The following is a 12,783-nucleotide window of genomic DNA, read 5'->3' as shown; positions in this document are numbered from 1 at the left end:
CTTTTTGAACAAAACAAATCTATCAAATAGCCTAGCTTGACAAAGGCTTTCATAATTATCAAAAGGTATTATTCCGTTTCTTCTTCATCAGATGTCTCATCCGGAAGTGGCGTCTCATTTTGATTAAGCGATTGCATCAGTTTCACAACATTAGGATCAGGATATTTCACATCTATCTTGCTACGCAACTCAGCAATCAATTTTTGGTAGCGCTCTTTTATCAACTGTGTACGCAACATCTCTTTAACATCATCAAATACAGGAGGTTGCTTTAAACGGCGATCTTCTACCTTAATAACATGCCAACCAAAAGGGCTTTCAATGGGTTTTTTTGTGTATTCGCCAACTTTCAAACCAAAGGCAGCATCTTCAAAAGGTTTGACCATTTGACCATGACTAAAATAACCAAGATCGCCTCCAACAGCAGCTGAACCATCTGTTGAATTCTTTTTTGCAACCTCTTCAAAACTTTCCCCTTTATTTAAACGCTTAATGACAGCTTCTGCCTCTTTTCTTGTTTTGACCAAAATATGGCGTGCTTTAATCTCATCCTCTTTGGGTAAAGCAGCAACTTCCTTATTGTAAAGTGTTTCCAAATCACTGTCCGTAATCTGATCAACAACCATCTGTTTAAAATAAAGCTGCTGAAGAACATTGTCACGCATAACTGCCATACGTTTATTGTAAGCTTCAGTCTTATCAATACCCTTCTGAATAGCTGCTTTAGCAAGTATTTGCATATCCAAGTAAGCTTTTAAGACTGTTATACGACGTTGTTCATCAGGAAAACGCGCTAAATTAGGATTTATTTCGAGCGCTAACTCATCCAATTGCCCTGCTGTAACATTCTTGCCATCAATAACTGCCATAATATGAGAAGGAGCAACTGTTTTTTCAGAAGTTTTTTCCAAAGTCTTTAAATCATCTGACGCAGACTTCTTGCTTTCTTCAGCCACTGCTCCTAAACTCGTGCTCACCAATAAAGTTGATGTCAAAAACAGCGTGATAAAGTTGAATTTCATAAATATACTCCTTAAAAATAAACGCATGCCCAAGATCGCAATTTTCCTTATCATAACATTTTAAACTCTAAACAGAGATAAATAAACTAATAATTTTGTTTAAAAAAAAACACAAACTTTTCCTTACATGTTAATTTGTCCTCCCCCACCTCATGATGCTGAAAAAAGGCTAAAAAAATGATCATATAGAAAATATCATTTTACACCCTAAATTACTCTGTAATATGCCAACTAAACAGCATTACTAAAGTTGACATAGTGCGCTTATCCCCTTATCTCTACTTTACAATTGAAGTGAAAAATTGCGTACCAACAAGTATAATGATACCATCTGCGTTCGGTTATAAATACCTTAGGGAATGTGGAGTATGGGGATAACATATGAAGTACCCAACAATAGTGACAACAAATAAAAGAAAGGGCCAGAGATGGTCAGTTTAGGTGTTTTTGCACGTAAATTTTTTGGTTCAGCTCATGAACGACGCCTCAAGGCTCTTCGCCAAAAAGTCATAAAAATTAATGCTTTGGAAGAAAAGTTCCAAAAATTGAGCGATACACAACTCTGCCAAAAAACCGATGAGTTTCGTAAACGTCTCATGGAAGGTGAGACCATTGATTTGCTTTTACCAGAAGCTTTTGCAACTGTTCGTGAAACAGCAAAACGTGTTTATGATATGCGTCCTTTTGATGTACAGCTCATTGGTGGAATGGTGCTTCATGATTGCGGCATTGCGGAAATGCGCACCGGTGAAGGTAAAACATTAATGGCCACTCTGCCAATTTATCTCAATGCATTGGAAGGAAAAGGCGTTCATGTCGTGACAGTAAACGATTATCTTGCAAGTCGTGATGCTGAAACAATGGGAAAAATCTTCGGTTTTCTAGGGATGACAACGGGGGTGATTTTGCATGATCTTGATAGTGATGCCCGTCGAACAGCCTATGCATGTGACATCACTTATGCAACAAATAATGAATTGGGTTTTGACTATCTACGCGATAATATGGCTTTTGATCGTAGTCAAATGGTCCAACGTGGACATCATTATGCAATTGTCGATGAAGTTGATTCGATTCTCATTGACGAAGCGCGTACCCCTCTTATTATTTCTGGTCCTCTAGAAGATCGTACAGAGTTCTACAACCTTATTGATACATTTATTCCTACATTAACTCCAGAAGACTACGAAATAGATGAAAAACAAAAAACAACAACTTTTACTGAGATCGGTACTGAAAAAATTGAGAAAATGCTTGAGAAGGCAGGACATCTTAAAGGTGAAAGTCTCTATGATATAGAAAATGTTACTGTTGTCCATCATATCAATAACGCCCTAAAAGCCCATAAGCTGTTCGTCCGTGACAAAGATTATATTGTGCGCAATGGTGAAATTGTTATCATTGATGAATTTACAGGTCGTATGATGCCAGGGCGGCGTTACTCTGAAGGACTTCATCAAGCGCTAGAAGCTAAAGAACATGTTGCTATTCAACCAGAAAATCAAACGTTAGCTTCTATCACTTTTCAAAATTATTTCCGTATGTATAGAAAATTGTCTGGTATGACTGGTACAGCTACAACAGAAGCTGAAGAATTCAGTAATATTTATGGTCTTGACGTTATCGAAGTACCAACAAATTTACCGGTACAGCGTCGTGATGAAGATGATGAAATTTATCGAACAGCAGAAGAAAAATATCGTGCTATTGTGCGTGATATTCGTCAAGCGCATGAAAAAGAACAACCTATTCTCGTTGGAACAACTTCTATTGAAAAGTCAGAACAACTGGCAGAACGTTTGCGAAAAGAAGGTATTACTGATTTTAGAGTTCTAAATGCCCGCTATCATGAGCAAGAAGCATATATTATTGCACAGGCAGGGGTTCCTGGGGCATTAACCATCGCAACAAATATGGCTGGTCGCGGTACTGATATACAACTTGGCGGTAATGTCGAGATGCGTATTAGACAAGAATTACAGGATATGCCTGAAGGTCTAGAGCGAACTGTTAAAATTGAAGAAATAAAAAAAGATGTCACGAAACTCAAAGAAAAAGCATTAGCTGCTGGCGGACTTTATGTTATTGCTACTGAACGTCATGAAAGTCGTCGTATTGATAACCAGCTTCGTGGTCGTTCTGGCCGTCAAGGTGATCCTGGTCGCTCAAAATTCTTTCTCTCCCTTCAAGATGATCTTATGCGTATCTTCGGCTCCAACCGTATGGATAGCGTGCTGCAAAAGCTCGGATTGAAGGAAGATGAAGCCATTATCCATCCATGGATTAATAAAGCCCTCGAAAAAGCGCAAAAGAAAGTTGAAGGACGAAATTTTGAAATTCGTAAAAATTTATTAAAATACGATGATGTTATGAATGACCAACGGAAAGTTATTTTCGAGCAACGTATGGAGGTCATGAACGCAGAAGATCTAACTGAAATGATTTTTGAAATGCGTAACGAAGTGGTTGAAGATCTTGTAGAAACCTACATTCCAGCTGGAACATATTCTGAAAAATGGAATGTAAAAGCTTTACAAGAAGAAATTCAACAACTCTTCAATCTTGAGCTTCCAATAGAAGAATGGGCAAAAGAAGATGGAATTGCTGAAGAACAAATTTTAGAACGCGTATCGGATGCTATTACTAAACTCGAAAACGAGCGTGCTGAACGTTATTCTCCAGAAATTATGGCTTACTTTCATAAAGCTATATTACTTGAAACCATTGACACGTTATGGCGTGAACATTTGGTAAATTTAGACCATCTACGTTCCGTTGTTGGTTTTCGTGGTTATGCACAACGAGATCCACTCAACGAATATAAGACAGAATCATTTGAACTCTTTCAGACCATGCTCAGAAATCTGCGCAGAAATGTCACTTCTAAACTTATGCGTTTCGAGATCATTCAGCAACCTACAGAACCACTCCACCCTGAGCAAACAGATGCTGACAACTCTGTCTCGAACAATCAAGGTAAAGAAAATGATCCCCAGTTGTGGGCACGGACACAAGAAAATAGGTTTGTTAACCCGAAAGATCGTAACCCAAATGACTTAACCACATGGGGAAAAGTTGGGCGGAATGAGCGGTGTCCTTGCGGTTCAGAAAAAAAATACAAACACTGTCATGGCGCCTTTGTCTAAAAAGCAAATAGTTCAAATGAATAAAGAGCGAAATTATGAACAAGAATTACGCACTGCGGGTTTAAGAGTAACGCGCCAAAGGCGTATTATTCTTGATATTTTAGCAGATACAAATGATCATCCAAACGCATTTGAAATTTTTCAGCGCGCCAACAAAATAGATTCTAGCATTTCGCTGTCAACTGTTTACCGAACAATGAAAATATTAGAAGGAAACGGGACGATTCACCGCCATACTTTTAGTGGTGGACCATCTCGTTTTGAACAAGCAGATGGGCAACACCATGATCATCTCATTGATGTAGATACAGGACAAGTCATTGAATTTCAATCGGACATCATTGAAAAAATCCAAGAGGAAATCGCTAAATCTCTTGGTTATGACATCATTCATCATCGTCTTGAACTTTATGGAAAAAAACACAATTCTTAAATTAGTAATTTCATACATATAGCCAAAAAGCTCTTCATAAAAATAAGTTTTTATATAAGTTCACCTTAATAACTTATAGTTTTCATTGGCAAGAAAGTTTTTCTGCTTTATTACCCCTTTTTATAGGATGCTATAAAGCAATCAATCGTTAGTATTATTAATAAATTAGGCCAATATTGTCATGGTTTCTTTGCCACAAGATCGTATGAGACAGCTTGAAAAGCGCTTTGAAATAATTGAAAGCCAAATGGCTGAAAACCCCAATGCTGAAACATATGTAAAACTAGCTTCTGAATACGCAGAATTGCAACCAATTGTTAGTTCCATAAGAACATTAAATGCTCTCTACGTAGATATTACAGAGCTGGAAACTATCATCAATGACAAATTAACAGATGTGGAGATGCGTAATCTTGCTCAAGAAGAATTGCCATTATTATGGCAAAAAATTGAACAGCTTGAGCAAGAACTTCAAATTCTTCTTTTGCCCAAAGATGTTGCTGATGAAAAAAGTGCCATTATTGAAATTCGAGCAGGGACAGGCGGATCAGAAGCAGCGCTTTTTGCTGGTGATCTTTTCCGCATGTATGAACGTTATGCCAATACGCATAATTGGAAAGTTGAAGTCGTTTCCCTTAGTGAGGGTGAAGTTGGCGGATATAAAGAAATTATTGCGACCATTTCAGGAAAAGGTGTATTTTCTAAACTGAAGTTTGAATCAGGTGTCCATCGCGTGCAACGCATCCCTGAAACAGAGACAGGGGGGCGTATCCATACATCCGCTGCCACCGTCGCAGTTCTTCCAGAAGCCGAAGAAATTGACATTGAAATTCGACCAGAAGATATTCGCATCGATACAATGCGTGCATCTGGAGCAGGAGGACAGCATGTCAATACAACCGATTCAGCTGTTCGTATTACCCATATTCCAACAGGAATTATGGTCGTGCAAGCAGAAAAATCACAACATCAAAACCGAGCACGTGCGCTCCAAATTTTACGTGCACGCTTATTTGATATAGAAAGGCAACAAGCGGAGCGTGAACGCTCTGCATCCCGTAAAAACCAAGTGGGCTCTGGTGATCGTTCTGAACGTATTCGCACCTATAATTTCCCACAAGGACGTGTTACTGATCATCGTATTAATCTCACGCTGTATAAACTCGACCGCATCCTAGAAGGAGATCTTAATGAGCTTATCCATGCACTCATATCCGATTACCAAACTACACTTCTTACTGAAATGGCTGATAATGGATGAACGATTATTCTCTCAATAATATCATTCGCAAAACACAAGAAAAATTGCGCACTCAGGGGATTTCTGAAGCAAACCTTGATGCAAAAATACTTGTTGAATGGATAACAGATACAAATCCATCTGACAGAATTTGCCAACCAGATATGCGCCTTTCTTCTGAACAAATTATGCAATTAGAAAAAGCTGTACAACGACGTATTTCTGGTGAACCTGTCTACCGTATTATCGGGACTCGGGAATTTTATGGCATATCTTTTACGTTATCTGAAGATACTTTAGAACCACGGCCTGACACAGAAACGCTGGTGGATCTTGTTTTACCGCTCCTCACAAAACATGTAGAAAACTCGAGAAAAACAACACTGCTTGATATGGGAACAGGAAGTGGCGCCATTGCTATTTCGATTCTTAAACACATTCCCCAATCCTACGCAGTAGCTGTCGATATTTCTGAAGATGCTCTCAAAACAGCAACAAAAAATGCACAAAATGCGAAAGTCGTGCATCGCTTTACACCTCTTCTTAGCGATTGGTTTCATTCTGTTACAGGTCGATTTGACCTCATCATTTCCAATCCCCCTTATATCCCAGAAACAGATATTAAAAAACTTGCAAAAGAAGTGCGTTTACATGATCCATTGCGCGCTCTAAACGGTGGGAAAGACGGTCTTGATTTCTATAGAAAGCTTGCACATGAAGCAAAAAACTACTTAAAAACAAAAGGTTCTGTGGCTGTCGAAATCGGATTCTTTCAAGAAAAAGAAGTTTGTAACCTGTTTGAAAAAAATGGTTTTCAGTGTCTAGAAATGCGTAGAGATTTGAGCGGTATCCCCCGCGCACTTCTCTTTACATATAATCCTTAAAATTCCCAATCGTCATCCGTGGTAGCAACCGCCTTGCCAATAACATAGGAAGAACCAGCTCCTGAAAAGAAGTCATGATTTTCGTCAGAGCTTGGTGATAATGCTGCCAAAATAGCAGGATTAACACGACAAACTTCTGGTGGGAAAAGCGCCTCAAAACCTAGATTCATTAATGCTTTATTGGCATTATAATGAAGAAAAACTTTAACATCTTCTGTCAATCCAAGTGCATCATAAAGATCTTCAGTATATTTGCATTCAATATTATAAAGGTCAAAGAGCAAGTTAAAAGCAAAGTCTTTAATTTCCTGCTTTTTAACTTCATCGAGCTTTGCAAACCCTAATTGAAATTTATAACCTATATAATAACCATGTACAGCTTCATCACGAATAATAAGCCGAATAAGATCAGCTGTATTGCTCAACTTGGCGCGGCTAGCCCAATACATAGGTAAATAAAAACCAGAATAAAATAAAAAGCTCTCAAGTAAAGTCGAAGCAATTTTCTTTTTTAGTGGATCATTCGCTTCATAACGCTCAAGTACTAATCTGGATTTTTTTTGCAAATGAACATTTTCTTCTGACCATCTAAAAGCGTCATCGACTTCTACTGTCGAACACAAAGTTGAAAAAATAGATGAATAAGAACGTGCATGAACCGCTTCCATGAAAGCAATATTCGTCAACACTGCCTCCTCATGCTCCGTTATCGCATCAGCCATAAGCGAAATGGCTCCTACGGTATTCTGAATTGTATCTAGAAGAGTTAACCCTGTAAAAACCCGAATTGTTAGCTGACGCTCTTCTTCAGTCAAGCTTGACCATGAAGGAATATCATTGGAAAGAGGAACCTTTTCAGGCAACCAAAAATTTCCAGTCAAGCGATTCCAAACTTCAAGATCTTTCTCATCATGCAATCTATTCCAATTGACAGCGGAAACAACAGGATTTTTGGTTGTAATCTTTGTCATAATGATTATCTCCTACAGACTACACGAAACACAGCCATCCACCTCTGTCCCACTCAACGCTACTTGGCGCAATCGTACATAATAAATACTCTTTATGCCTTTTTTCCAAGCATAAATTTGCGCGCGATTAATATCACGCGTGGTGGCCGTATCAGGAAAAAATAATGTTAGTGAAAGACCTTGGTCAACATGCTGTGTAGCAGCGGCATAAGTATCAATAATTTTTTCAGGACCAATCTCATAAGCATCCTGATAGAAATTCAAATTTGTATTATCCATATAAGGAGCAGGATAATAAACGCGTCCAATTTTGCCTTCTTTGCGAATCTCAATCTTTGAAGCAATCGGATGAATAGAAGATGTCGCATGATTAATATAGGAAATAGAACCCGTAGGCGGCACTGCCTGAAGATTCCGATTATAAAGCCCATACTCAATAACTGATTTCTTGAGTTCTTGCCAATCCTTGTGGTCCGGTATAACGATATTATTACGTGCAAAAAGTTCTTGTACAAGCGCAAACTGCGGTTTCCATTCCTTCTCAATATATTTAGTAAAAAAACTGCCATCTGCGTAAGCAGATTTTTCAAATCCTACAAACATTTTTTGACGTTCACGTGCGATCAAATTGGAAGCACGTATTGCATGATACGTCACGGTATAAAAATAGATATTAGTGAAATCAATCGCTTCTGGGGATCCATAATAAATCTGTTCACGTGCTAAAAAACCATGCAAATTCATTTGTCCCAAACCAATCGCATGGCTTTCAGAATTGCCTTTCGAAATAGAAGGCACACAAGCAATATCGCTCATATCGGAAACAGCAGTAAGAGCACGAACAGCAGTTTCTACCGTCCGCCCAAAATCATCACTTTCCATTGCTTTTGCAATATTCATGGAACCAAGATTACAGGATATATCACTCCCAACAGTACGATAAGTTAAATCTGTTTCTAGTTCACTCGGCTCACTCACCTGCAAAATTTCCGAACATAAATTGCTCATGCTGATACGTCCAGCTATTGGATTAGCTCGGTTGGCGGTATCCTCAAACAAAATATAGGGATAACCCGATTCAAATTGAATTTCTGCTAATGTCTGGAAAAAGATACGTGCACTTATTTTCTTTTTACGAATCTTTGCGTTATCAACAAAAGATCGATAATGCTCTGTTAAAGAAATATCGCTAAAAGGCTTTCCTGTGACGTGCTCAATATCATAAGATGAGAATAGGTACATATCCTCATTATTACGTGCAAGCTCAAAAGTAATATCAGGAATAACCACACCAAGCGACAGAGTTTTAATTCTGACCTTTTCATCAGCATTCTCGCGCTTTGTATCCAAAAATTTCATAATATCTAAATGATGTGCATGCAAATAAACAGCACCAGCACCTTGACGTGCACCAAGTTGATTAGCATAAGAAAAAGAATCTTCTAAGAGTTTCATGACAGGTAATACACCTGAAGATTGGTTTTCTATTTTCTTGATCGGTGCCCCTGCTTCCCGCAAATTTGTCAAACACAGCGCTACACCTCCCCCACGTTTTGAAAGCTGTAAAGCTGAATTGATCGAACGACCTATCGATTCCATATTGTCTTCAACCCGCAACAAAAAGCATGATACTAATTCGCCACGTTGTTTTTTTCCTGCATTCAAAAACGTCGGTGTCGCAGGTTGAAAGCGTCCTGTAATAATTTCATCTACAAAACTCTCAGCAAGAGCCTTATTCCCCTGAGCTAAATATAAAGCCACAAGGCAAATACGATCCTCATAACGCTCAAGATAGCGCTTCCCATCAAAAGTCTTCAATGTATAGCTGGTATAATACTTAAATGCGCCCAAAAAAGTAGGAAAGCGAAACTTAAATGCGTAAGCGCGTTTAAAAAGCCTCTTGATAAAAGAAAAGTCATAAAGCTCAAACAAAGCTTTTTCATAATAACCTTCTTCTATCAAGTAGTCTATTTTTTCCTTAAGATTATGAAAAAAAACCGTATTTTGATTAACATGCTGGAGAAAATACTGCCGTGTAGCAAGCCGATCCATATCAAATTGAATATGACCATTTTCATCATAAAGATTAAGCATTGCATTCAGCGCATGATAATCCGTGATCTGATCCGATTTCTGCGATTGTTCTATACCAACTGTTTCCAAAATCTTTCCAATCCCTTCTTTACACAAATAACGTCTTCATCCGTTCCACGCAGCTCAAAACGATAAAGGCAAGGTACAAAACATTTTTCAGCAATGATCTTGCTCGCTAAATTATAATAGCGACCGAAATTACGATTCCCTCCACCAATGACACCACGAATTAATTTGCGGTTCTCACTTACATTGAGAAAACGAATAACTGCTTTCGGCACAGCCATTCTCCCTTCCCCATCTGCATAGGTAGGAACGGCCAACACATAAGGTTCATCAACTAACACAGACGGCTTTTTTTTATCAATTTTGAAGAGTCGTTGACCAAGTTGAGAGACAAAATGTTCAGTATTACCCGTTGCACTCGAATAATAAACAATAAGTCCCATTAAACACAAAGACCACTAATCATATCTGGTCTAAAACCAGACCAATGATTTTCACCACAAACGACTACAGGAACCTGACGATACCCCAAGGATTGAACAAAATTGTATGCTTGTTCATCACGGGAAATATCTACAACACGATAATTAATACCTTTAGCATCAAAGGCACGGCGGGTAGCATCACATTGGACGCAAGCTGGTTTGCTATAAATAGTGATCGGCATTTTCTTTAACTTTCACAATTCGAAAAAAAATCAACCCTAAAAGAGTTAATTTTGACATGTTTATAGATACTCAAGAATAACAAAAAACAGCAATCGTACGCAAACACGTATGGCTATACTCTCGTTCAAATTAATATATAGCTTTCTGAACTCAACAGAAACCCTCATCAAATAAATTATAACGAGAACAAATGATTCCTCTACAACCTAAATTGTAAAATCCGCCAGTTATAAAACAACCTTTTGTTTGCACTATAATTCCCTCCTGCTGCCTAAAAAACTAACGACCCCTAAAACGCCTCCAGCAGCCGCTCCTCAATACTTTAGCTTTACTCTTTTATGACAAAAATCAACTCACAAAAACGAAAGGAAATTCTCCTAAAGAGATTTCAGCAAAAACACTGCTCTCTTCTTATTCAATAAACCTTTTGACATTATGGAAATAACTTAGATACCAAACGAAACACACTGCACCCTCACTTGTGCTTATTTAGAATCATCAATCATTTTGATACTATATATAGTATACACACTCTCTGTTTCGTCAAGGAAAATTCAACCATTATTTTGAATTTTCCACGATCTTCCCACCCAAATACTCAACTTCCAAAACAATTAATAATATAACATTTTATTGACAAATGTAATTATATAACATAACTATTTGAAGTAAAATAATCAACGATGGTATGAGATTATGGGACTGCATTTCGACAGTGCAACATTAGGCTATATGAACAAAATAGCAATAAAGAGCTTTTCAGCAAAACTGTTGGCAGGCTCTTTAGTTGCTATAACAGGTGACAATGGTTCTGGAAAATCTACACTGCTTAAAGCCATTGCTGGCTTCATTAAACCTATGAGTGGTAAAATTACAAAACCAAAGAAAAATCGTATTGCTTATCTTCCTCAGCAATGTGACATCGATCGAACATTTCCAATTGATGTAGAAGCACTCATCAAAACAGGATTGTGGTCTTTCTGTGGATTATGGAAAAGCCAGCGCCCTTATCAATATAAGATTCAGAATGCACTTGAAATGGTTGGGCTCTCAAAACTCGCAACCAGATCACTTGACGCTCTATCGGGAGGACAATTACAACGCGCGCTTTTCGCGCGTATCATTGTACAAGATGCTGATATTATCTTACTCGATGAACCTTTCAATGGTGTCGATCGCAATACTCAAAAAGACCTTCTGGCTTTAATCACTCATTGGCAACAACAAGGCCGAACAATTCTTACAGCACTCCATAATCCCCTCATTGTGCAAAAACATTTTCCTCAAATGATTCAAATTCAGGAACAAAACGCCTTTTATGGTGAAACAACACAGTTTTTCAAAGACAAAATTCATCATGTTATGCTACCTCTCATATCTAACTCTTTTCATATCAGCGCGCAAAAACAATGTCTTCCTATCAATATTGGATCGTAATACGTGTACGCATTTTTTCTTGCACCCTTCGTTGATTTCCATTTTATGCAAAGCGCCTTAATCGGTTCGATTCTTTTGTCCATCAGTGCCTGTCCCGTCGGGGTATTTTTGATGCTACGCGGAATGAGTCTAACAGGAGATGCTATATCTCACGCTATTCTTCCTGGTGTTGCAACTGCTTTTTTCCTTTGTGGCTTTTCCCTCATATCTATGACACTTGGCGGAATCTTAGCTGGCATCATTGTTGCGGTAGCAACTGCCTTGATTTCACGAAATAGCGTCCAAAAAGAAGATGCATCAATGACAGTCTTTTATCTTATTGCGCTAGCATCAGGCATCATTATTATCTCGCTTAAAGATTCAAAGATTGACCTACTTCATCTCTTATTTGGCTCAGTACTTGCACTTGACACACAAGCTCTTTGGCTAATCACGATTATAATGCTGATTACGGTGTGCAGTCTATGCGTATTGTGGCGTGCGCTCGTTGTAGAAAGCTTTGACCCCCTCTTTTTTAAAGCACTCTCTCCCTTAAGCAAATATGTTCATATAGCATTGCTTGGACTTGTGGTGTTAAATCTGGTTGGCGGTTTCCAGTCACTAGGGACATTGCTTTCTGTCGGCATCATGATGATTCCAGCAATTACAGCTCGTGTTTGGCTTTCTCGTCTTGTCCCTATTTGCATACTCTCCACCTTTTTGGGAATTATTGCCAGCACATGCGGTTTACTGCTTTCTTTTCATCTGTCACTACCCTCTGGTCCAGCTATCATCATTGTCGCAGGGGTTATTTATCTTCTTTCCTGCTTTATAAGTCCACGTGGTTTTATTGTGGCATGGTTTCCCCATCTTTTTTATACTTCCCCCTCACCTTAAGGAAAT

General features: G+C 38.4%; 11 protein-coding genes. 6 read left to right on the top strand and 5 right to left on the bottom strand.

Features of this window, described 5'->3' with window-relative positions:
• Positions 1 to 68 precede the first annotated feature (68 nt).
• Positions 69 to 1,022, bottom strand: a complete 954-nt coding sequence (locus MCQ_RS00250; RefSeq protein WP_006922826.1) for a peptidylprolyl isomerase — start codon at positions 1,020 to 1,022, stop codon at positions 69 to 71.
• 428 nt (positions 1,023 to 1,450) lie between these two features.
• Here MCQ_RS00250 and secA point away from each other — a divergent pair, with 428 nt between their 5' ends.
• The 4 genes from secA to prmC all read left to right on the top strand — a co-directional run bounded on the left by secA (position 1,451) and on the right by prmC (position 6,725).
• Positions 1,451 to 4,168, top strand: a complete 2,718-nt coding sequence (gene secA / locus MCQ_RS00245; protein ID WP_006922824.1) for a preprotein translocase subunit SecA — start codon at positions 1,451 to 1,453, stop codon at positions 4,166 to 4,168.
• A complete protein-coding gene (locus MCQ_RS00240; RefSeq protein WP_006922822.1) occupies positions 4,107 to 4,601 on the top strand; it encodes a Fur family transcriptional regulator in 495 nt (164 codons plus the stop codon). Before secA ends, MCQ_RS00240 begins: the two co-directional genes overlap by 62 nt.
• 181 nt (positions 4,602 to 4,782) lie before the next feature.
• A complete protein-coding gene (gene prfA / locus MCQ_RS00235; RefSeq protein WP_006922819.1) occupies positions 4,783 to 5,862 on the top strand; it encodes a peptide chain release factor 1 in 1,080 nt (359 codons plus the stop codon).
• Positions 5,859 to 6,725 (top strand): peptide chain release factor N(5)-glutamine methyltransferase, encoded by an 867-nt coding sequence (prmC, locus tag MCQ_RS00230; RefSeq protein WP_006922817.1) that lies wholly within the window; start codon positions 5,859 to 5,861, stop codon positions 6,723 to 6,725. The genes prfA and prmC overlap by 4 nt, the downstream gene beginning before the upstream one ends.
• Here prmC and nrdF read toward each other — a convergent pair.
• From nrdF to nrdH, 4 genes are read right to left on the bottom strand one after another with little or no spacing between them, the layout of a single operon-like run.
• A complete protein-coding gene (gene nrdF, locus MCQ_RS00225) occupies positions 6,722 to 7,696 on the bottom strand; it encodes a class 1b ribonucleoside-diphosphate reductase subunit beta (RefSeq protein WP_006922814.1) in 975 nt (324 codons plus the stop codon). The genes prmC and nrdF overlap by 4 nt on opposite strands.
• A 12-nt stretch (positions 7,697 to 7,708) precedes the next feature.
• A complete protein-coding gene (gene nrdE, locus MCQ_RS00220; RefSeq protein WP_006922813.1) occupies positions 7,709 to 9,859 on the bottom strand; it encodes a class 1b ribonucleoside-diphosphate reductase subunit alpha in 2,151 nt (716 codons plus the stop codon).
• Entirely contained in the window at positions 9,841 to 10,239 is a 399-nt protein-coding gene (gene nrdI, locus MCQ_RS00215; RefSeq protein ID WP_006922812.1) for a class Ib ribonucleoside-diphosphate reductase assembly flavoprotein NrdI, read from the bottom strand. The genes nrdE and nrdI overlap by 19 nt, the downstream gene beginning before the upstream one ends.
• Entirely contained in the window at positions 10,239 to 10,463 is a 225-nt protein-coding gene (gene nrdH, locus MCQ_RS00210) for a glutaredoxin-like protein NrdH (protein ID WP_006922811.1), read from the bottom strand. The genes nrdI and nrdH overlap by 1 nt, the downstream gene beginning before the upstream one ends.
• 697 nt (positions 10,464 to 11,160) lie before the next feature.
• Here nrdH and MCQ_RS00205 point away from each other — a divergent pair.
• Positions 11,161 to 11,901, top strand: coding sequence for an ABC transporter ATP-binding protein (locus MCQ_RS00205; protein ID WP_006922807.1), 741 nt, complete (start codon positions 11,161 to 11,163; stop codon positions 11,899 to 11,901).
• A 3-nt stretch (positions 11,902 to 11,904) separates the two neighbouring features.
• Positions 11,905 to 12,777 carry a metal ABC transporter permease gene (locus MCQ_RS00200; protein WP_006922806.1) on the top strand — a complete coding sequence of 291 codons (873 nt, stop codon included), beginning with the start codon at positions 11,905 to 11,907 and terminating at the stop codon, positions 12,775 to 12,777.
• Positions 12,778 to 12,783 lie beyond the last annotated feature (6 nt).

The sequence above is a fragment of the Candidatus Bartonella washoeensis Sb944nv genome (assembly GCF_000278135.1).
Lineage (GTDB): Bacteria > Pseudomonadota > Alphaproteobacteria > Rhizobiales > Rhizobiaceae > Bartonella > Bartonella washoeensis.
The sequence above is the reverse complement of the archived record's forward strand: the minus strand, read 5'-3'. Positions and strand labels throughout refer to the sequence as shown.

Coding starts and splice junctions, on each gene's coding strand:
- prfA (WP_006922819.1), top strand. CDS start 4,783: ATGGTTTCTTTGCCACAAGATCGTATGAGACAGCTTGAAAAGCGCTTT.
- prmC (WP_006922817.1), top strand. CDS start 5,859: ATGAACGATTATTCTCTCAATAATATCATTCGCAAAACACAAGAAAAA.
- MCQ_RS00250 (WP_006922826.1), bottom strand. CDS start 1,022: ATGAAATTCAACTTTATCACGCTGTTTTTGACATCAACTTTATTGGTG.
- secA (WP_006922824.1), top strand. CDS start 1,451: ATGGTCAGTTTAGGTGTTTTTGCACGTAAATTTTTTGGTTCAGCTCAT.
- MCQ_RS00205 (WP_006922807.1), top strand. CDS start 11,161: ATGGGACTGCATTTCGACAGTGCAACATTAGGCTATATGAACAAAATA.
- MCQ_RS00240 (WP_006922822.1), top strand. CDS start 4,107: ATGAGCGGTGTCCTTGCGGTTCAGAAAAAAAATACAAACACTGTCATG.
- nrdH (WP_006922811.1), bottom strand. CDS start 10,463: ATGCCGATCACTATTTATAGCAAACCAGCTTGCGTCCAATGTGATGCT.
- nrdI (WP_006922812.1), bottom strand. CDS start 10,239: ATGGGACTTATTGTTTATTATTCGAGTGCAACGGGTAATACTGAACAT.
- nrdF (WP_006922814.1), bottom strand. CDS start 7,696: ATGACAAAGATTACAACCAAAAATCCTGTTGTTTCCGCTGTCAATTGG.